Below are 21,070 nucleotides of genomic sequence, written 5' to 3' on the forward strand. Positions count from 1 at the left end.
GGGTGGCATCCGGCATGGTCGCGTCGGGGCTGAAGCCCCTCCCACACTGGAAGCATTGGCGGTGTCCAGACATAGCGCGCTTGACGCGCACTGGCGTTGTCGAACCGCATGTCACGCTTGGCCCCGTCGTCCTTGTTGCCGCCGCCAGCAAAGGCCTCGCCGTCGCGGACGCATTCGACCGTCATTGTGGGAGGGGCTTCAGCCCCGACTGCAGGATCCAGCCGGCGTCGCTGCGCCGCTCCTGCTGGCATGGAGACATCTCCCCGAGCACCGGCGCTCACGCCGGCGCCCGGGGCATCGCTTCAGCCCTTGCGTGACGAACGCTTCGCTGCGGTGCCGCTGGCCGCGCGCTTGACAGCTTCCTTCGCGACCTTCTTGGCGACCTTCTTGGCCGCCGGCGTCTTCACCGGCGCCGGGGCAGGCTTGCGCTTGGTCGACTTGCCTGGCTTCGCCGAAGCCGAGGCATCGCCCGCCTTGGCCCCGCCACGCTTCGGCGCCGGCGTCACCGGCCGGGTCTCGGTGGTGGCGGTGGCTTCAGGCGCGCGCCGCGGCGGCGGGCGGCGCCCGGCGGTCAGGGTGCGCCAGGTGTGGCCGCCGTTGAGCGCCAGCAGCGCATCGGCCGCGGCCGGGCCGGCACTGCCGGCCGGGTACTGCGGGGTCTCGTCGGCCGAGGTCTGCCAGGCGTCCAGGATCGGCTGCACGATGGTCCAGGCCGCCTCGACCATGGTCGCGTCCTGGAACAGGCCGGCCTCGCCGTGCATGCAGTCCTGCAGCAGGCGTTCGTAGCCCACCGTGTATTCCTTGGGGAACCAGTCGCGGTAGCGGAAGTCCATGCGCACCGGCGCCAGGCTGACCCGCGCGCCCGGGCGCTTGACGTCGAACTGCAGCGAGATGCCTTCGTCGGGCTGGATGTGCAGCACCAGCCAGTCCGGGCCGTAGCCGCCGATCTCGGCGCTGCGCAGCGGCGCCAGCGGCGCCGGCTTGAAACGGATCGCGATCTCGGTGGTGCGCTCGCGCAGGCGCTTGCCGGTGCGCAGGTAGAACGGCACGCCGGCCCAGCGCCAGGTGTCGACCTGCAGCTTCATCGCCACATAGGTCTCGGTGTTGGAATCCGGCGGCACCGTGTCTTCCTCGCGGTAGCCCGGCACCGCGTTGCGGCCGATCGCGCCGGCCGCGTACTGGCCGCGGACCACGTCGGCCGGACTCAACGGCCGCACCGCCTCGATCACCTCGGCGCGCCGGCGCAGCATCGCCGCCGGGGTGAAGGCCGCCGGCGGCTCCATCGCGATCATCGCCAGCAACTGGAACAGGTGGTTGGGCACCATGTCGCGCAGGCAGCCGGTGGGGTCGTAGAAGCCGCCGCGCCCTTCCACGCCGATGGTCTCGGCCGCGGTGATCTGCACGTGGTCGATGCGGTCGCGGTTCCACACCGGCTCGAACAAGCCGTTGGCGAAGCGGAAGGCGAGGATGTTCTGCACCGTTTCCTTGCCGAGGAAATGGTCGATGCGGAACACCTGGTCCTCGTCGAGCACGCGACCGACGATGGCGTTGAGCTCGCGCGCGCTCTGCAGGTCGTGGCCGAACGGCTTCTCCACGATCACCCGGCGCCAGCCGCCGTCGGGGCTCTGCTTGACCAGGCCGGCCGCACCCAACTGCTCGATCACCGGGGCGAAGAAACGCGCCGCGGTAGCGAGGTAGAACAGCACGTTGCCGCCGGTGCGGTACTGCGCGCCGATCTTCTCCAGCAGCGCGCCCAGGCTGCGATAGGTGCCGGCATCGTTGAAGTCGCCGCGCAGGTAGTGCAGGCGCGAACGCAGCCAGCCCCACACCTCCTCGTCCAGGCCATCGGCCTTGAACTCCGCGTCGCGGTCGGCCATCAGCCCGCGCATCGCATCGCCGAGCATGCGCCGCCAAGCCACTTCGCTGACCGCGCCGTGGTCCACGCCGATCACCGCGAATTCCTCGGGCAGCGCACCGCTGTGGCGCAGGTTGTACAGCGCCGGCAGCACCAGGCGCCGGGTCAGGTCGCCGCGGGCGCCGAACACAACGATCAGGCAGGGAGGAGTGGTCTGGGAGGCATCGCTCATGGATGGGTGTCCTGTTCGCCGATCAAGCCATGCAGGCGCAGCGCCGCGTGGATCAGCGCCACGTGCGAATAGCCCTGCGGGAAATTGCCGAGCATGCGGCCGCTGCGCGGGTCGTACTCCTCGGCCAACAGGCCGACGTCGTTGCACAGCGCGAGCAGGCGCTCGAACAGCGCGCGCGCCTGCTCGCCGCGGCCGAGCAGCGTGTAGTTCTCCACCAGCCAGAAACTGCAGGCGATGAAGGTGCCCTCGCCGGCCGGCAGGCCGTCGCCGCTGGCGTCGTCGGCGCGGTAGCGCTCGACCAGGCCGTCGATGCTCAGGTGTTCGGCGATGGCGTCGGCGGTAGCGGCCACGCGCGGATCGTCCGGCGGCAGGAAGCCGACCAGCGGGATCAGCAGGGTCGCCGCGTCCAGCCGTTCGCTGCCGTAGCTCTGCACGAAGTAGCCGTCGCGGTGCACGCCCTGCGCCAGCACCTGCGCATGGATCTCGTCGGCCAGCGCGCGCCAGTGCGCGCGTTGCGCGGCGTCGGCATCGGTGACGCCGTCGCGCGCGCCGCAGTCGAACGCCAGCCACGCCATCACCTTGGAATGCACGAAGTGCTGGCGCTTGTCGCGGATCTCCCAGATGCCCTCGTCCGGCTCGCGCCAGCGCTGCTCCAGCACCTCCAGCAACTGCCGCGCCAGCGAGCGGCCATGCACCGCCGTGGCCATGCCCTCGTGGTGGCCGCGGTGGAACGCGGCGATCACCTCGCCATAGACATCGAGCTGGAACTGGCCGACCGCGGCATTGCCCACGCGCACCGGCGAAGCGCCTTCGTAGCCGGGCAGCCAGTCCACCGCCCATTCGGACATGCGCCGTTCGCCGCCGATGCCGTACAGCGCCTGCAACTGGTCGGGCGAGCCGGCCACGGTGCGCTGCAGCCAGCCATGGAACGCGGCAGCCTCGTCGAAATAGCCGGCCGCGCGCAATGCGGTCAGGGTGAACACCGCATCGCGCAGCCAGCAGAAGCGGTAGTCCCAGTTGCGCTCGCCGCCCAGACGTTCGGGCAGCGAGGTGGTCGGTGCGGCGACGATGGCGCCGGTGGGCAGGTAACTCAGGCCCTTCAGCACCACCAGCGAGCGCCGCACCGCCTCGGTCCACGGGCCGGCATGCAGGCAGCGGTGCGACCAGCCGTGCCAGAACGCCTCGGTCTGCGCCAGCGCCTGCTCCGGCGCCAGCAACGGCGGCAGCTCCAACTGCGAGGCGCCGTGGCTGAGCACGAACCAGGTGCTTTCGCCGGCCTCCAGCACGAACTCGGCTTCGGTGGCGAAGCCGTGGCCGTGCATGGCCTGCGGGCTGCGCAGCGCGATCTGGTCCGGCCCGGCCACCGCCTGCAGGCCGCCCTCGATCTGCGACACCCAGGGAATGGTGCGGCCGTAGTTGAAGCGCAGCTGCAGCTGCATGCGCAGCGGCACCCGGCCGTGCAGTCCGCGCACGATCCGCACCACGTGGTTGTGCATCACCTCGTCGTGGCTGGCGACCATGAAGTCGAGCAGCGCCACCGCGCCGGTGTCGGTCTCGAACCGCGTCTCCAGCACCAGACTGCCGTCGCGGTAGGCACGGGTGCTGGTGAAGTCGCCCTGCGGCGCGATCGCCCAGCGGCCGTGGTCGGGTTCGCCGAGCAGGGCGGCGAACAAGGCATCGGAATCGAAGCGCGGCAGACACAGCCAGTCGATCGAGCCGCGACGGTCCACCAGAGCCGCGCTGCGGCAGTTGCCGAGCATGGCGTAGTCTTCGATTCGCGAGGCCATCGTGGGCGCCGGTGCGGAGGAGCGGCGAGTCTGCCAGCGCCGGTGTTTGCGTCGCGTAATCGCCGCGCGGCGCCGTTCAGGCGCGCGCAAGCGGCCGGCTGCGGCTACACTGCGGCTGCGCATGACTTCCGATCCCGCTGCCGCCGCCCTGCGCACTCTGGTCCTGGAGGACGATCCGATACTGCGCGATCGCATCCTGGTGCCGGGCCTGCGCCGTTTCGGCTTCGCCGCCGACGGCTGCGGCACCGGCGCGGAACTGCAGCAGCGGGTGCAGCGCGAGGGCGCCGAGATCGTGGTGCTGGATGTCGGCCTGCCCGACACCGACGGCTTCACCCTGGCCGGCGCGCTGCGCCTGCAATACCCGGACCTGGGCATCGTCATGCTGACCAGTCTGGGCCAGACCGAGGACCGCATCCGCGGCCTGACCGGCGGCGCCGACGCCTATCTGTCCAAGCCGGTGGAAATCGACCTGCTGGCCGCGACCCTGCACAGCCTGGCGCGGCGCGTGAGCGGGCGCCCGCCTGCGGCGCCGGCGCGCGGGCGCTGGCAGGTGAGCGAGGACGGCTGGTGCCTGCTGTCGCCGACCGGCGCCGCCGCCGCGCTGACCGGCAGCGAACGCCGGCTGTGCCTGCGCCTGCTTGAGCAACCGGGCCTGCTGGTGGCGCGCGAGGCCTTGATCGCCGCCCTCACCGACCGCGTGTACGACTTCGACGCGCACCGCCTGGATTCGATGGTGCACCGCCTGCGCAGCAAGGTGCAGCGCCGCTGCGGCGAGCCGCTGCCGCTGGCCGCGGTGCACGGCAAGGGCTACATCTTCGATCCCGCCGGCTGACGCGCACCGCGCGCGCGCGGCGCCGCGGCGCGCAGACCATTCAGGCAGGCGCTACATCGCCACCGCATCGGCGTGCGGCAGCACGATGCGGAAGCGCGTGCCCACGCCCACCGTGCTGTGCACCTGGATCCGGCCGCCGGCGCGCACCACCAGATCGCGCACCACCGCCAGGCCCAGGCCGGTGCCGCTGTCGGCGGGCTTGGTGCTGTAGAACGGCTCGAACACCTGCGCGGCCACCTCCGTCGGCATGCCGTGGCCGTCGTCGGCGACCTCGATGACGGTGCCCTCGTCCTCGCTGGACACGGCGATGTCGAAATGGCCGCGGTCGGCGATCGCGTCGCGGCTGTTGGAGGCCAGGTTCAGCAGCATCAGGTCGAACTGGCTGCGCTCGAAACGGATCGGCGCCGGCGCCGCCGGCAGCGCGCAGCGCAGCACGATCCGCGCTTCCAGCAACTGCCGCAGCATCGGCTGCAAGGCCTCCACCGCGGCCGCGGCGTCGAAGCGTTCGACATGCTCGGCGTCGCGGCGGCTGAAGCGCAGCAGCCGGCGCACGATGGTCATGCCGCGCTCGGCCGATGCCTCCACCGCCGCCAGGCTGTCCTCCAGCTGCGCGATGCGCTGCGCGTCGCTGGTCAGGTCGTCGTCGTGGCGCGCGGCGGCGAAGCCGGACATCACCGCCAGGATGTTGTTGAAGTCGTGTGCCAGGCCGCTGGCCATGCGCTCGGTGATCTCGCGTTTCTGCGCGTGGATCAGCTGGGTCTGTGCGCGTTCGCGTTCCTGCATCTCCTGCTGCAGGCGCTGGCCGCGCGCGTTGGATTCGCGCAGGCTCTCGCGCAGCGCCTCGGTGGTGCGGTCCAGCAGCAGCGCCACCAGCAGGTAACTGAACAGCACCGGCAGCACGTTGAACAGCGCCTGCGCCGGCGCGCCGGCCAGTTCGGCCAGGGCGTCGCGGCCCACGCCGACGCCGAGCATCAGCAGCAAGGCGACGAAGGTGACCCACAGCGCGCGGCGCCCCAGCACCAGGCCGGCCAGGATCAGCACCAGCATCTGCGCCAGTTGATCCGGCAACTGCCGCTGGAAGCCGTGGATGGCGGCGTTGACCAGCAACGAGCCGAGCATCGCCCCGAGCAGCAGCCGCACGCCGCCGCGCAGGGCGCCATGGCGCACGCGCACGAAGCCGATCGCCGCGCACACCCCGATCAGCAGACTCATGGTCAACGAAATCAGCATGCCCGGCGGCAGCGGCTGCCCGCGCAGCTCCGGCCAGGCCAGCACCACCGCCACCACGATCGTGGCGGGAATGGTCACCGCCAGGAACAGCAGCAGCAACTGGATCACCCGCGCATTGCGCCGATCCACCTCGTCCACCAGCGGCGCGCGGCCCAGCCAGTTCCAGAACGCCTTCGCCATGCCGCCGTGCTCCATTCCCGTTCAGTGAGAATCCGATGATGATCATGCGAGAACTTGCAGGTGACAAGCCGGTGACGGCGGGCCTAAGTTCGCATGACGGAACACGCCCGGGGACGACGGCGCTGTTTCCAGACCACTCCAGACCGATGCGGAGGCGCACACGCGCCGCCGACGTCACCTTCTGCCCTGCCGTTTTTTCAGCCCGAGATCGCCATGAACGCATGCTCTTCCCTGCGCGGCACCGCCGCCCGTCATCCGATTCCCCGCGCGTACAGCACCCTGGCCCTGGCCTGCGCGCTGTGCCTGTCGTCGACGGCGATGGCGCAGACGCCCACCCCCAGCACCGCGACGACCGCCAGCACCCAACCCGCCACCGGCACCGACGCTACGGCCAGCGACGCCAGCGCCACGCCGGCCGCGACCACCTACGACCCCAGCGTCTACTTCAAGGCCACCGGCAGCGCCGACAGCAACGCCGGCGCCGACGCCGACGGCGACGAAGCGCTGGCCGCCGGCGAGGCCGCCTCGGCGGTCGGCACCGGCACCATCGCGCTCGGCGGCGGTGCGGTCGGCTACGCCAACCACGCGGTGGCGGTGGGCCACAACAGCCTGGCCACCGAGGTCTCCACCACCGCCGTCGGCGGCATGCTCGACCTGGATTTCTCCTACCAGCCCAACGGCGTGGTGATCCTGCAGCAGACTTCGGCCACCGGCGTGGCCGCCACCGCGCTGGGCGCCGGCGCCCAGGCCAGCGGCAAGTACAACGTGGCGGCCGGCGCCGGCGCGATCGCCAGCGACCGCTCCAGCGTCGCCGTCGGCGGCATCGTCGACGTGGGCGAGGAGATGAGTCCGGGCTTCGGCGCCGAAGGCACCCAAATGCAGGCCACGCAGGCCACCGGCCCGCTGTCCACCGCGCTGGGCGGCGGCGCGCTGGCCACGGCCTACAGTTCCACCGCGGTCGGCGCCCTGGCCGAAGCCAGCGCCAACCGCACCGTCGCCGTCGGCACCACCGCGGTGGCCAACCAGTACGCCGCCGTGGCGGTGGGCGCGCAGAGCCAGGCCACCGCCGAGTGGGCCACCGCCTTCGGCAACGGCGCACGCGCCTGGGGCACCCACAGCGTGGCCATGGGCCCCAGCGCGTTCGCCCAGAACGACGACGGCACCGCGGTCGGCCCGGCCGCGTTTGCCGGCGGCGTCGGCTCCACCGCGCTCGGCAACCGCTCCTGGGCCGGCGGCACCCGCAGCCTGGCCCTGGGCGGGGGCATGGTGTGGAACGGCAACTTCTTCCTCGATACGCCGGTGCTGTTCTACGACAGCATCGCCATCGGCACCAAGTCCGATGTGTTCGGCGACCAGTCGATCGCGATCGGCCCCGGCGCGCGGGTCGGCAACTCGCAGTTCGTCAACGACAAGCAGACCATCACCAACAACAGCGTGGCGCTGGGCGCCGGTTCGGTCGCCGAACGCGACAACACCGTGTCCATCGGCGCAGCGGGCGCCGAGCGCCAGCTCACCAACCTGGCCGCCGGCACCATGGATACCGACGCGGTCAACCTGGCGCAGCTGCGCAACGTCGCCGCCGCGTTCGGCGCCGGCAGCGTGGTCGACGCCAACGGCAACCTGATCGGCGGCAATTACCTGGTGCAGGGCACGCACTACACCGACCTGGGGTCGGCGATGGGCGCGCTCGACACCGCCCTCACCGGCTTCGGCAACCGCCTGAACACGATCGGCGGTTCCGGCGGCATCAGCGTGGGCGGCGGCGACGGTGCGGCGAGCGCGCCGAGCACCGGCGCCGGCACCAATGCCGTGGCCGTGGGTTCCGGGGCCACCGCCAACGGCAACAACGGCCTGGCGATGGGCGCGCAGTCGCTGGCCTATGGCCCCAACGACACCGCCATCGGCGGCAACGCCACGGTCAATGCCGACGGCAGCACCGCGGTCGGCGCCAACGCCCGTGTCGCCGCGGTGGCGACCAACGCGGTCGCGCTCGGCGAGAGCGCCAATGCCTCGGCCGCCTCGGCCACCGCGCTCGGCCAGGGCGCCTCGGCCAGCGCCGCCAATTCGGTGGCGCTGGGCCAGGGCTCGGTCGCCAACCGCGCCAACACGGTCTCGGTGGGCAGCGCCGGCAACGAACGCCAGGTCGCCAACGTCGCCGCCGGCAGCGCCGACACCGACGCGGTCAATGTGGCGCAGATGCGCGCCGGCAACAGCGCCACCCTGAGCAGCGCCAACGCCTACACCAACACCCGCATCACCGCGCTGGACGACAGCTTCAACCAGTTGCGCACCGACACCGAGCATCGCCTCGACGGCATGGACCGGCGCATGGACCGGCTCGGTGCGATGAGCGCGGCGATGCTCAACATGGCGGTCAACGCCGCCGGTACGCAGAGCCCGCGCGGGCGCGTGTCGGTCGGCGCCGGCTTCCAGGGCGGGCAGCAGGCGCTGTCGGTCGGCTACGCCCGCAAGATCGGCGCGCGCGCCTCGTTCAGCCTGGGCGGCGCCTTCAGCAGCGGCGAGTCCTCGGCCGGCATCGGCGTGGGCATCGATCTGTGACGTCACGCGGCGCCGCGCGCGCCGCCGTTTTCTTCTTCTCACCTCTCTTTCCAGGATCCGCAGATGATGTCTTCCAATACGCTCGCCGCTGCCCTCGCCGCCGTCCTGTTCGCCGGTGGCGCGCAGGCGGCCTCCCCCACCATCGGCCTGGGCGGTGTGCAAGGTCCGGTGCCGCAATCGGCCAGCGCCAACGACCTGGGCCAGCGCTTCATCGTCAAGACCCGTGACGGCGGCAGCCAGGCGCGCAGCCTGCTGGCCACCACCCTCAGCAGCGCGGTGGCGCGCAGCGGCATGCAGCGCGCGCAGATCGGCAGCAACGGGCTGACGCTGCGCAGCGCCGTCAGCGCCAAGGTGCTGCGCGACATGGCGGTGCCGGGCTGGCATGTGGTGCAGACCTCGCGCCACCTCAGCGACAGCGAGCGCACCGCCTTCATCAACGAGCTGAAGGCCGATCCGTCGGTGGTGTCGGTGCAGGTCGATCGGCTGTACCGGCGCCTGGACGAGGCCAGCGTGCGCCTGCCGGCCGCCATCGCGGCCGCCGCCTCCACCACCCCCAACGATCCGGCCTACGCCAAGCTGCAGTGGAACTTCCACGACCCAGTCGGCGGGGTCAACGCCGAGCAGGGCTGGACCCGCTCCACCGGCAAGGGCGTGGTGGTGGCGGTGGTCGACACCGGCGTGGTCAAGGACAACCCGGATCTGGCCGCCAACGTGCTGCCCGGCTACGACATGATCACCGACCACCGCGTCTCGCGCCGCGACACGGACGGTCGCGTGGCCGGCGGCTACGACCTGGGCGACTGGGTGGAAGCCGACTACTGCACCGCGCTGGGCGCGTCCGGCAATGCGCCGGCGCCGAGTTCGTGGCATGGCAGCCATGTCTCCGGCACCATCGCCCAGGTCACCAACAACAACCTGGCCACGGCCGGCCTGGCCTACGACGCCAAGATCGTGCCGGTGCGCGTGCTCGGCTCCTGCGGCGGCTTTGGCAGCGACATCGCCGACGGCATGCTGTGGGCCGCGGGCCTGCCGGTGGCCGGCCTGCCGACCAACCCGAACCCGGCCGAGGTGATCAACATGAGCCTGGGCAGCGGCGCGCCGGACACCTGCCCGCAGATCTACCAGGACGCGATCGACCAGATCAACGCCAAGGGCACGATCATCGTGGTCGCCGCCGGCAACTCCAACGCCAATGCCTCCACGTACACCATGTCCTCCTGCAACGGCGTGATCAGCGTCGGCGCTTCGCGGGTGAACGGCGGCCGCGCCAGCTACTCCAACTACGGCACGCGCGTGGACATCGCCGCGCCGGGCGGTGGCGGCGACGTCGACGGCAACCCGAACGGCTACATCTTCCAGGTGATCAACGGCGGCACCCAGAGCCCGACCGGCGACTGGCAGATCGGCGGCATGGCCGGCACCTCGATGGCCTCCCCGCACGTGGCCGCGGCGGTGGCGATGGTGCAGAGCGTGGCCAAGACGCCCTTCAGCTGGACCGGCATGCGCGACCTGCTGCGCGCCAGCGCGCGGCCGTTCCCGGTGGCGATCCCCACCAGCACGCCGATCGGCGCCGGCATCCTGGACGTGGACATGCTGCTGCAGATGGCCACCACCCCGCCGTGCGATCCGTCCGACAGCAGCTGCGTGCCGCCAACCAAGACCCTGGTCAACAAGGTGGAGATGCGCGGCATCGGCAGCCAGGGCGGCGATGCGCTGTACAGCTTCCAGGCCGCGGCCGGCACGGTGGTCAGCTTCATGACCTTCGGCGGCACCGGCAACGTGGCGATGTACGTGTCGGCGGGCAAGACGCCGACCAGCAGCAGCTACGACGCGCGTTCCACCCGTGCCGGCACCACCCAGGCGGTGCGCCTCACCCCGTCCAGCGCCACGACCTACTACGTGCGCCTGAGCGGCAGCTACAGCGGCCTGACCCTGGTCGGGCGGCAGTAACGCCCGATCGCGCGGCGGCGCCGTTCGCCGCCGCGCCACGTGCGCGGGAGGAGAACCTCCCGCAGCGGTTCCGAAAGCAGCGACGTGCCTACCATGACGCAGTTCGCCCGCCTTCCGGCGGGCATTTTTTTGCTGGATGGTGCACGGCGGTGCGGCGCGAGACCGCAAGCCCCTCTCCCACCGGGAGAGGGGTTGGGGTGAGGGTGCGGCACGAGGCGCGGTGCAATGGGCGAGGCGAGGCCGCGCCCGACCCTCATCCGGCCCTCCGGGCCACCTTCTCCCGGTGGGAGAAGGAAGAGCGTCAGCGGCTTTCGCGCAGGAACCGCGCCATCGACGACACTCCCGGCAGCGCCGGCTGGAACTGCCCGGCGACGTCGACGAAGCCGCGCATCACCGCGATCTCGCGCGGGGTGCGGTTCAAGGTATCGCGCAGTTCCGGATCGGCGCCGGCGCGCAGCAGGCGCTGCACCAGCAGCGGCAGGCCGTGCAGCGCGGCCAGGTGCAGCGGGCCGAAGCCGCGCGGATCCTGCACCTCCAGGCTGACCTCCTCGTCGAGCAGGCGCTCGACGCCGGCCAGCACCACCGGCTCCTCGCAGGCTGTGCCCGGTTCGGCGCGCGCACCCAGCAGCAACAGCAACGGCGTGACCCCGCCGGCGGAACCGCGGTCGGCCTCGGCGCCGGCCAGCAGCAGCGTGTCCAGCAGAGCCAGCAGGCGCGACTTGTCGCGCGCGGTGAAGCCGTACAGCGCGGCGCAGTGCAGCGGGGCCAGTTGCTGGGCGTCGCCGGCATGCACATCGGCACCGGCGGCCAGCAGCCGCGCGGCGATGTCCGGCAGACCCAGCGCGCAGGCCAGCATCAGCACGGTGACCCCGCCCGGCAGGCGGTGTTCGATCTGCGCGCCGGCCTGCAGCAATGCCGCGACGATCTCGGTCTGGCGCATGCTCACCGCCGCCGACAGCGGCGTGGCGCCGCTGGCCGCGGCGTGCTGCAGATCGGCGCCGCGCGACAGCAACAGTTTCACCGCCTCGGCATGACCACCGCCGGCGGCGCGCAGCAACGCGGTGCAGCCCTGCGCGTCCACCGCATCCACCGGCAGGCCGAGGTCGATCAGGCGGCGGATCGCCTCGGCGTCGCCGACCATCGCCGCGGCCGGCACGTCGGCCTCGCGCAGCGGACGCCGCGGCAGCGGCCAGGTGCGCCAGTCCAGCCAGTCGGCCAGGTCGCGGCGGCCGCTGGCCAGGGCCACGCCGAGCGGGGTCTGGCCGTCGGCGGCGCGCGCATCCGGCGAGGCGCCCTGCTGGATCAGCAGTTTCAGCGAGGCCTCGCGGCCCAGCGCGGCGGCCAGGTGCAACGCGGTCATGCCGTGGCTGTCGCGCGCCTCGCGGTCGGCGCCGCGCTCGAGCAACTGCAGCTGCAGCCGCAGCCAGCCCAGGCGCACCGCCAGCGACAGCGGCGGATCGCCGGCCGGCGACGGCGCGAACGGATCGGCGCCGCGCTCCAGCAGTTCCAGGGCGAACTGTTCCAGCGCGCGCGACGCGTGATCGTGCTGCGCGCAGGCGGCGAGCAGGCGGGTCAGGCCGCCGCGGCCGGCCGGCGACACGCCGTGGCGCAGCATCGCCTGCAGGCTGGGCACCGCCTCCACGCCGCGCGAGAGCAGCGCGAACATCGGGGTGTCGCCGCAGGCATCGAGCACCTCCGGCTCGGCGCCATGCGCCAGCAGCCAGTCCACCGCCTGCGCGTTCAACGCCAGCGGCGGCTCGTGCAGCAGCGCGCCCAGTTCCTCGGCCGCGCACAGCCGCGCCAGCGCGGCCAGGCCGTCGCGCGGCTGGCCCAGTTGCAGGCCTTCGCGCAGCAGTTCCAGCGGCGGCCGGTCGGGCAGCCCGGCCGGGCCGGTCTCGCCCTGGCCGTCGCTGACCGCGGCCGGCAGCGGATAATCCGGGTCCAGCGCGGACACGATCGCCCAGCGCCCGGCCTCGGCGGCCAGGTCGACGGCGCGGCGGCCGCTCTGGTCCGGCTGCGCCGGCGCCACGCCCAGCTCCAGCAGGCGCCGGATCAGCCCGGGGGCGACGTGGTCGGCGGTGCAGGCCAGCAGGATCGCGTTGCGGCCATCGCCATCGACCGCAACCAGGTCCGGCTTGTGCGGCAGCAGCCGTTCCAGCACCGCCACGCGGCCGTGGCGGGCGGCTTCCAGCCACGGCGTGCGGCCCAGCGCATCGCGCGCTTCCAGGTTGGCGCCGGCGCCGAGCAGGGCCTGCACGATCTCCACGTGGCCGGCCTGCGCCGCCTCGTGCAGCGCGCTGCGGCGCTGGCGATCGCGCGCGTCGACCCGCGCCTTGTGCTTGAGCAGCAACTGCACGCCGGCCGGATCGTCTTCCTCGGTACCGGCTGCGGCCAGCAGTACCGGGCTGGCCTCGGCCGGCTCCGGCTTGGCGCCGCGCTCGAGCAGGAACTTGGCCATGCGCCAGTTGCCGACCTGGCAGGCCACCGCCAGCGGGGTCAGGCCGTCGCGGTTGGCTGCGTCCAGTTCGGCGGCGGCGTCGCGCAGCAGCGCAGCCACGCCCGGGTCGGAGCTGCGTGCGGCGTGATGCAGCGGGGTGTTGCCGTCGCCGTCGCTGGCGCGCGGATCGGCGCCGTTGGCGAGCAGGGTCATCACCGCCTCCGGGCGGCCATGCCAGCTGTCGCGGGTGGCGGCCAGCAGCGGGGTCATGCCCAAGTGCGGGCGATTGACGTCGACCCCGCGCACGATCAGTTCGCGCAGCAGGCGCAGGTCCGGCAGCACCGCGGCCAGCACCGGCAGGCTGCGCTGGTCGCGCCACTCGGCGGCGGGCAGCGCATGCGGATCGGCGCCGGCCTGCAGCAGTTGCAACGCGCGATCGACGCGGCCCCCGCGGGCGGCGTCGTACAGCGCCGCATGCAGTTCGTCCTGCGCCGGCGGCGGCTCGTCGGCGCGCGGCGCGGCGGTGGCGCTGAGTTCGGCGAACAGGTCGGCCGAGGACACCGGCGGGGTCAGCGTCTGCGGCGGCGCCACCCGTTGCAGGCCGGCGTGCAGCAGCGGCGACAGCAGCGCATAGGCCAGCGCCAGCGGCCAGCGTGCGGCCTCGGCGAGCAGCCCCGGCCAGGCCAGCACCACGCCGAGCCCGGCCAGCACCAATACCAGCGCGGCCACCGCCAGCCCGCGCCAGGCCTGCACGTCCTGCTGCGCCAGCGCATGCCAGCGCGCGCCCAGCGGGCCGCCCTCGACATCGCTGCCGTGCCACAGCGGCCAGGTCCGCCACAGCCCGAGCAGCGCGGCACTGGCGGCCACGCTCAGCGCCAACGCGGCAGCGAGGCTGCCGCTGTCGTGCAGCGCCGCCAGCGGCCAGGCCACCAGCACCGCGACCAGCGCCATGCCGCCGGCCCACAGCACCAGCAGCGGCACCGCCGCGCCGACCAGGTCGCGCGCGGCGCGTGGGCGCGGCCGGCTGCCACGGTGCCAGGACAACGCCAGGGCGAACGCCGGTTGCGCCAGCCAGGCGCCCAGGGCGGCGGCCAGCGGGCCGATTCCGGCGGCCAGCGCCAGCACCGCGCCCAGGGCGGCGGCGAGCATCGGCGCACGCGCGCGGAGGAAAGAGTCAGTCATCGTGTCGATCGGTGGTGCCGGGCAGGGACGGCGGCAATTGCAGATGGAAGCCGCAGCCGGCGAGGTTGGCGCGCACCGCGGCCGGATCGGCGCGGGCCAGTGTGCGTTCGGCGGTCAACGCCACCTCGAGCACGAACGCCAGCGGCTGCAGCGACGCCAGCAGCGCCGGCGGCAGACGGCCGAAGTCGTCGCGGGCGGCGAGATACAGATAGGTGTCCGGCTTGCGTTGGCTTTTGTAGACGTAGGCTTGCATGCCCGTGGCGTGCGCCTGGCGTGGAAAGGCAAGCGATTGTGGAGGAAATGCGCCAGCGGCGAAAGCGCACGCCGGCCCTGCGCTGAACGGATCCGGGCGCGGGCGCTATTCACGTTCGCGTCGTGGGTGTTTCACGGCATGACCGAATGCGTCGATATACTGCGGCGATTGTCCTTGTATGGAATACCGCGTGACCGAAGCGTCCTCGTCGCCCCGCATGGCCCCGGTGGCCATCCGCGCCTACACCGCGACCAACGCGCTCGGCAGCGGACTGCACGCCCAGGCCGCGGCGCTGCGCGAGGGCCGCAGCGGCCTGCGTCGCAACGACTTCGGTCCGCAACCGCTGGAATGCTGGATCGGCCGGGTGGACGCGCTGGAAACCGCCGCGCTGCCGGAGGCCCTGGCCGCGTGGGAATGCCGCAACAACCGCCTGGCCTGGCTCGCCCTGCAGCAGGACGGCATGGCCGCGGCCGTGGCCGCCGCGGCGCAACGCCACGGCGCCGAACGGGTGGCGGTGGTGATGGGCACCTCCACCTCCAGCATCGGCGCCAGCGAGGAGGCCTACACACGGCTCGAGCACGATGCGGACGGCCCACGCATGCCCGCCGACCTGGACCGGCCGATCGTGCACACCCCGCATTCGCTCGGCGATTTCGTGCGCGCCGCCACCGGCCTGCGCGGCCCGTGCATCACCGTCGCCACCGCCTGCTCGTCCAGCGCCAAGGTGTTCGCCCAGGCGGCGCGGCTGATCGCCGCCGGCGTGGTCGATGCGGCGCTGGTCGGCGGCGTGGACACGCTGTGCGGCAGCGTGCTGTTCGGCTTCAACTCGCTGCAGGTGGTGTCGCCGGAACCATGCCGGCCGTTCGACGTGCGCCGGGTCGGGCTGTCGCTGGGCGAGGCCGGCGGCTACGCACTGCTGGAACGCGCCGATGCCGCCGACGCGCCGCCGGCGCAGGCGCTGCTGTGCGGCTACGGCGAATCCAGCGACGCCCACCACATGTCCGCGCCGCATCCGCAGGGGCTGGGCGCCGGCCTGGCGATGCGCGGCGCGTTGCAGCGCGCCGGCGTGGACCCGGCCGAGGTCGGGTATCTCAACCTGCACGGCACCGCGACCCCGGCCAACGACAGCGTCGAGGCCGCCGCGGTGGCGGCATTGTTTCCGCCGACCCTGCACGCCAGTTCGACCAAGGCCTGGACCGGGCACACGCTCGGCGCCGCCGGCATCGTCGAGTCGGTGTTCGCGCTGCTGGCGCTGCGCGACGGCCTGCTGCCCGGCACCCTCAACAGCGAACTGCCCGATCCCGCCTGCGGCCCGCAGATCCGCTTCGCCACCGCCCATGCACAGGTCCGCTACGCGATGAACAACTCCTTCGGCTTCGGCGGCAACAACTGCTCGCTGCTGTTCGGCCGCGCATGAGCACGCCCATGCTGAGCGCGACGATCGAAGGCATCGGGTTCTGGGCGCCCGGCCTGCCCGGATGGACGCTGGCACAGGCGTTCGCACGCGGCGACGGCGCGCCGCTGGAGACGCCCGGCCGGCCCTCGCCGCAACTGCTGGCGCCCAACGAGCGCCGCCGCGCGCCGGACACGGTGGCGGTGTCGCTGGACGCGGCGCTGGCCGCCTGCCAGGACGCCGGCCGCGACCCGGCCACGCTGCCGTCGGTGTTCACCTCCACCCACGGCGACCTGGCGATCACCGACTACATGTGCACCACCCTGGCCAGCGAACCGCTGTCGGTGTCGCCGACCAAGTTCCACAACTCGGTGCACAACGCCGCCGCCGGCTACTGGACCATCGGCGCCGGCGCCACCGCCGCGGCGACCGCGATCAGCGCGCACAGCGGCAGTTTCGCGCAGGGACTGCTGGAAGCGCTGTCGCAGCTGGCCGCGGGCGAAGAGGCGGTGCTGCTGGTCGGCTACGACAGCCGCTCGGTGGGCGCGCTGGGCCGGATCGCGCGCAGCGAGGGCCTGCTCGGCGGCGCGCTGGTGCTGAGCGCGGGCGCACGCGACGGCAAGCCGCAATTGCAGGTACAACTGCGCGACGGCACCGCGCCGGTTGGCGATGGCGCGCTGGCGCGGCATGTCGCGGGCAACGCGATGGCGCCGATGCTGCCGCTGTTCGACGCGCTGGCGCTGGGCAGCAGCGGTTGCGTGCTCGATGCCGGCGGCGGCCGCTGCCTGCAGGTGGAGCTGCGCGCATGAGCCGCACGCCGCTGAGCGCCGCCGACGCGGCGATCCTGATTCCGGCCCTCAACGAACGGCTGCGCATCCGCGAGGTGGTCAGCGACGCGCTGGCCTACTGCCCGCGGGTGATCGTGGTCGACGACGGCTCCGACGACGGCACCAGCGACTGCATCGCCGACCTGCCGGTGACCCTGCTGCGCCATCCGCAACGCCGCGGCAAGGGCGCTGCGTTGCGCAGCGGCTTCGCCGAGGCGCAGCGCCAGGGCGCGCGCGCGGTGATGACCATGGACGGCGACGGCCAGCACAGCGCCGCCGACTTCCCGCGGTTGTTGGCCGCGGCCAACCGCCATCCCGGCTGCGTGATCGTGGGCGCGCGCCTGCGCAAGCGCGCCAGCCAGCCGCCGATCCGCCGCATCGGCAACGATTTCGGCGACTGGGGCATCGCCTGGGGCTGCGGCTTCCGCCTGGTCGACAGCCAGAGCGGCCAGCGCCTGTACCCGCAGTCGGTCTACACCCTGCCCGACGTGCCCGGCGAGGGCTTCGTGTTCGAGGCGCAACTGCTGATCTCCGCGGCGCGCCAGGCCGGCGCGCGGGTGGTGGCGGTGCCGATCGAGACCCGCTACGCCAACCAGACCCCGGGCACGTTCCGCAAGAGCCACTTCCGGCTGGTGCGCGATCTGTGGAAGATCACCTCGCACGTGATCGTGCAGGTGTGGACCTATGGGCACGTGGTGCGCGAGTACCGGCGCACCCGCGCCAATCCGGTGCTGATCGACGACATCGACGGCACCCTCGACACGGCCCCCCTGGCCGTCGCCAAGGAAAAGACGACATGAAGGCAGCGCAGGCGGATGTGGCGATTCTGGGCGGCGGACTGGCCGGACTGACCCTGGCGCTGCAATTGCGCCAGCGCGACCCGCAGCTGCGCATCCGCGTGCTGGAACGGCGCGCGCACCCGGTGCGCGAGGCCGCGTTCAAGGTCGGCGAGTCCTCGGTAGAGATCGGCGCGCACTACTTCGCCGAGGTGCTGGGCCTGCGCGAGCACCTGGATGCCGAACAGATCCGCAAGTTCGGCTTCCGCTTCTTCTTCTCCGACCGGCGCACCGACATCGACCAGTGCACCGAGCTGGGGGTGAGCCAGTTGCTGCCCACCCCGTCGTGGCAGATCGACCGCGGCCGCTTCGAGAATTTTCTCGGGCAGCGCGCGCGTGACCTAGGCGTGGAATTCCTCGACGGCAGCACGGTGCGCGGCGTCGACCTGGCCGAGGACGATGGCGACCACTGCGTGCGCTACAGCCGCGACGGCGCCGAGGCCAGCCTGCAGGCGCGCTGGGTGATCGACGCCAGCGGCCGCGCCGGCCTGCTCAAGCGCAAGCTCGGCCTGGCCCAGGACAACGCGCACCAGGCCAACGCGGTGTGGTGGCGGGTGGACGGGCTGGTCGATCCCAACGGCTGGTCGCAGGACAGCGCCTGGCTACAGCGCTGCACGCCGCCGGACCGCTGGCGTTCGACCAACCACATGTGCGGCCCCGGCTACTGGTTCTGGCTGATCCCGCTGTCCTCCGGCGCGCATTCGCTGGGCATCGTCTGCGATGCCGCCCTGCATCCGCTGGAGACCATGAACACCCACGCCAAGGCGATGGACTGGCTGCGCACGCACCAGCCGCAGGTGGCCAGCACGCTGGAACGTAGCGAGCACACGGTGCAGGATTTCCTGTTCCTGCGCGACTTCTCCTACGGCTGCAAGCAGGTGTTCTCGGCACAGCGCTGGGCGCTGACCGGCGAGGCCGGCGTGTTCCTGGACCCGTTCTATTCGCCGGGCAGCGACTTCATCGCCATCAGCAACACCTACATCTGCGAACTGATCGGACGCGAGCGCGCCGGGCGCGACATCGCACCGTATGCCGAGCTGTACCAGCAGCTGTACTTCTCCTTCTACGAGAACACCCTGACCCTCTACCAGGACCAGTACCCGCTGTTCGGCGATGCCCAGGTGATGCCGGTCAAGGTGATCTGGGACTACACCTACTACTGGTCGCTGCTGGCGCCGCTGTACTGCACCGACCGCATCGCCGACCTGGCCGTGCTGGGCCGGCTGCGCCCGGCGCTGCAGCAGGCCAGCGCGCTCAACCTGGGCATGCAGGCGCTGCTGCGCGACTGGGGCGCGGCCAACCGCGCGCAGGCCGCGGCGGTGGCCGACGGGCGCCTGCTGGACCAGTACCTGATCGGCTGGTTCCACGAACTCAACCGCGCCCTGAGCGACCGGCTGGACGATGCCGCGTTCGTCGCCCGCCTGCACGGCAACGTCGCGCGCATGGCGGAACTGGCCGGGGAGATCCTGGCGCGCGCCCGCCAGCAGCATCCCACGCTGGCCGACCACGGCCTGCTGGATGCCTGCCGCGACGCGGCGACGCCGCTGCCGGTCCTGTCGCCGGCCTGGTACGCGGACGCCGCCTGATCCACGCGCAGGGCCATGCCGCCCTGCAACAACGCGCGCTTCGCTTCCCCGCCGCGAGGCGCCAGGCGAGCGCGCAATTGCGCGGCACGCGTCACATGGGGCGAATATCGCCCGCGCATTCGGGTTTTCGCACGCGCGGCGGTTGACGCCCTGGCGCCACCGGCGCGACACAGGCCCGCCGCGCCCGGCGCGTCCTCCAGGAGAACTCCATGCGCTCCACGCTGCTCGCCTTGGCCCTGCCGCTGGCCGCTCTCGCCGCCGCCTCCACCGCACATGCGCAGACGACCGCGCGCGCACCGGCCTCGCCGGCACCACTGCAGCAGTCGTGCGACGCGCTGGCGAGCCGGCTCGCCTATCCCGGCACCCGCTTCACCGCGGTACGCAGCGTGGCGGCCGGCGCCCTGCAGGTGGCCGGCCAGCCGATCGGCGCGCACTGCCAGGTCACCGGGCTGATGCACGAACGCGTCGGCAGCGACGGCCAGCCCTATGCGATCGGCTTCGAGATGCGCCTGCCGGCGGCATGGAACGGGCGCTTCTTCTACCAGGCCAACGGCGGCCTGGACGGCAACGTGGTCCCGGCGCTCGGCGACATCGGCGGCGGCGGCCAGCGCGACAATCCGCTGCGCATGGGCTTTGCGGTCATCAGCTCCGATGCCGGGCACAGCAATGCGCAGAACCCGCTGTTCGGCCGCGATCCGCAGGCGCGCCTGGATTACGGCTACCAGGCGGTGCAGGCGCTGACCCCGATGGCCAAGCGCGTGGTGCAGATCGCCTACGGCAAGGCTCCGGACTACAGCTACTTCGGCGGCTGCTCCAACGGCGGCCGCCACGGCATGGTCGCCGCCGCGCGCGACGCGCAGGACTACGACGGCATCCTGGTCGGCGACCCCGGGTTCCATCTGCCCAAGGCGGCGATCGCGGACCTGGCCGCGGCCCAGCAACTGGCGGCGCTGGCCGGCGGCAGCGACACGCGCAGCGGCCTGAGCGCCGCCGAGCGCAGCCTGGTGGCCGAGCGCATCGTCGCCACCTGCGATGCGCTGGACGGCGCGCGCGACGGCATGGTGCAGGACGTGCTCGCCTGCCAGCGCCGCTTCGACCTGAACCGCGATGTCGCCACCTGCGGCAGCGCCGGGCGCACCGGCCAATGCCTGACCCCGGCGCAGAAGCGCGCGCTCGGCGCCATCCACGCCGGCGTGCGCAACAGCGCCGGCACGCCGTTGTACGCGCCCTTCCCCTACGACCCGGGTATCGCCAGCGGCGACTGGGCCGGCTGGCGGCAGGACGCCTCGCTGACCCTGGTGCCCGGCTCGGTGGCCTTCGGCTTCGTCACCCCGCCGGAGGATCCGGCGGTGCTGCAGGACCTGAAGCGCTACGCGCTGCAGTTCGACATGGACCGCGACGCGCCGAAGATCTTCGCCACGGCCGGCGCCTTTGGCGAATCCGCGTGGTCGTACATGACCCCGCCGAACGAGACCCGGCTGACCACGCTGAAGAAGCGCGGCGGCAAGCTGCTGATCTACCACGGCACCGGCGACGGCATTTTCTCCTTCGCCGATACCGCGGCCTGGTACGACCGCCTGCGCACCGCCGATGCCGATGCCGCCAGCTACGCACGCCTGTTCGCGGTGCCGGCGATGGCGCATTGCGCCGGCGGGCCGGCCACCGACCAGTTCGACGCGTTGACCCCGCTGGTGGCCTGGGTCGAGCAGAGCCAGGCGCCGGACGCGATCGTCGCCAGCGCGCGCGGCAGCGGCAGCGCCGCGCCCAACAACGAGGTGCCGGCCAGCTGGAGCAGCCAGCGCAGCCGGCCGCTGTGCCCGTATCCGCAGGTGGCGCGCTACGTCGGCGGCGACGTGGAGGCGGCGTCCAGCTTCGTCTGCCGCTGAGCGCCAGCCGCCGTTGCGCCGCCGGCATGGCGGCGCAACGGCCGC

13 protein-coding genes are annotated in these 21,070 nt (G+C 72.7%); 8 read left to right on the forward strand and 5 right to left on the reverse strand.

Translation table 11 applies throughout. The features are described from left to right. Positions 1-302: 302 nt before the first annotated feature. Together zwf and RAB70_RS02290 are read right to left on the reverse strand one after the other, a co-directional pair. Complete coding sequence (zwf, locus tag RAB70_RS02285; protein ID WP_148827771.1) at positions 303-2,087, reverse strand: glucose-6-phosphate dehydrogenase; 1,785 nt, start codon at positions 2,085-2,087, stop codon at positions 303-305. Beyond that, positions 2,084-3,874 (reverse strand): glycoside hydrolase family 15 protein, encoded by a 1,791-nt coding sequence (locus tag RAB70_RS02290; protein ID WP_148827772.1) that lies wholly within the window; start codon positions 3,872-3,874, stop codon positions 2,084-2,086. The genes zwf and RAB70_RS02290 overlap by 4 nt, the downstream gene beginning before the upstream one ends. Before the next feature lie 121 nt (positions 3,875-3,995). Between RAB70_RS02290 and RAB70_RS02295 the strand changes: the two genes are divergently transcribed. Further along, positions 3,996-4,706, forward strand: coding sequence for a response regulator transcription factor (locus RAB70_RS02295; protein WP_017915915.1), 711 nt, complete (start codon positions 3,996-3,998; stop codon positions 4,704-4,706). Between the two features lie 51 nt (positions 4,707-4,757). Here the strand turns inward: RAB70_RS02295 and RAB70_RS02300 are convergent, their stop codons facing one another. Then, on the reverse strand, positions 4,758-6,116 hold the full coding sequence (locus RAB70_RS02300) for a sensor histidine kinase (protein ID WP_148827773.1): 1,359 nt from the start codon (positions 6,114-6,116) through the stop codon (positions 4,758-4,760). Between the two features lie 213 nt (positions 6,117-6,329). Here RAB70_RS02300 and RAB70_RS02305 point away from each other — a divergent pair, with 213 nt between their 5' ends. Together RAB70_RS02305 and RAB70_RS02310 are read left to right on the forward strand one after the other, a co-directional pair. Then, entirely contained in the window at positions 6,330-8,675 is a 2,346-nt protein-coding gene (locus RAB70_RS02305) for a YadA-like family protein (RefSeq protein ID WP_148827774.1), read from the forward strand. 63 nt (positions 8,676-8,738) lie between these two features. After that, on the forward strand, positions 8,739-10,625 hold the full coding sequence (locus RAB70_RS02310; RefSeq protein ID WP_148827775.1) for a S8 family serine peptidase: 1,887 nt from the start codon (positions 8,739-8,741) through the stop codon (positions 10,623-10,625). Positions 10,626-10,926: 301 nt separating this feature from the next. On the opposite strand, the gene RAB70_RS02315 is transcribed toward RAB70_RS02310, so the two are convergent. Continuing rightward, positions 10,927-14,244, reverse strand: coding sequence for an ankyrin repeat domain-containing protein (locus RAB70_RS02315; RefSeq protein ID WP_148827776.1), 3,318 nt, complete (start codon positions 14,242-14,244; stop codon positions 10,927-10,929). Then, positions 14,237-14,497, reverse strand: coding sequence for a YcgL domain-containing protein (locus tag RAB70_RS02320; protein ID WP_017909431.1), 261 nt, complete (start codon positions 14,495-14,497; stop codon positions 14,237-14,239). Before RAB70_RS02320 ends, RAB70_RS02315 begins: the two co-directional genes overlap by 8 nt. Before the next feature lie 217 nt (positions 14,498-14,714). Between RAB70_RS02320 and RAB70_RS02325 the strand changes: the two genes are divergently transcribed. The 5 genes from RAB70_RS02325 (at position 14,715) to RAB70_RS02345 (ending at position 21,025) form a co-directional block, all read left to right on the forward strand. Then, complete coding sequence (locus RAB70_RS02325) at positions 14,715-15,914, forward strand: beta-ketoacyl-[acyl-carrier-protein] synthase family protein (protein ID WP_026143660.1); 1,200 nt, start codon at positions 14,715-14,717, stop codon at positions 15,912-15,914. An 8-nt stretch (positions 15,915-15,922) separates the two neighbouring features. Then, positions 15,923-16,699, forward strand: a complete 777-nt coding sequence (locus tag RAB70_RS02330) for a beta-ketoacyl synthase chain length factor (RefSeq protein ID WP_148827800.1) — start codon at positions 15,923-15,925, stop codon at positions 16,697-16,699. Then, complete coding sequence (locus RAB70_RS02335) at positions 16,696-17,517, forward strand: glycosyltransferase family 2 protein (protein ID WP_148827777.1); 822 nt, start codon at positions 16,696-16,698, stop codon at positions 17,515-17,517. The genes RAB70_RS02330 and RAB70_RS02335 overlap by 4 nt, the downstream gene beginning before the upstream one ends. After that, a complete protein-coding gene (locus RAB70_RS02340) occupies positions 17,514-19,139 on the forward strand; it encodes an NAD(P)/FAD-dependent oxidoreductase (protein WP_148827778.1) in 1,626 nt (541 codons plus the stop codon). Before RAB70_RS02335 ends, RAB70_RS02340 begins: the two co-directional genes overlap by 4 nt. A 209-nt stretch (positions 19,140-19,348) precedes the next feature. Next, complete coding sequence (locus RAB70_RS02345; protein WP_148827779.1) at positions 19,349-21,025, forward strand: tannase/feruloyl esterase family alpha/beta hydrolase; 1,677 nt, start codon at positions 19,349-19,351, stop codon at positions 21,023-21,025. Positions 21,026-21,070: the final 45 nt, after the last annotated feature.

The sequence above is a fragment of the Xanthomonas sontii genome, assembly GCF_040529055.1.
In the GTDB taxonomy this organism is placed as follows: Bacteria; Pseudomonadota; Gammaproteobacteria; order Xanthomonadales; family Xanthomonadaceae; genus Xanthomonas_A; species Xanthomonas_A sontii.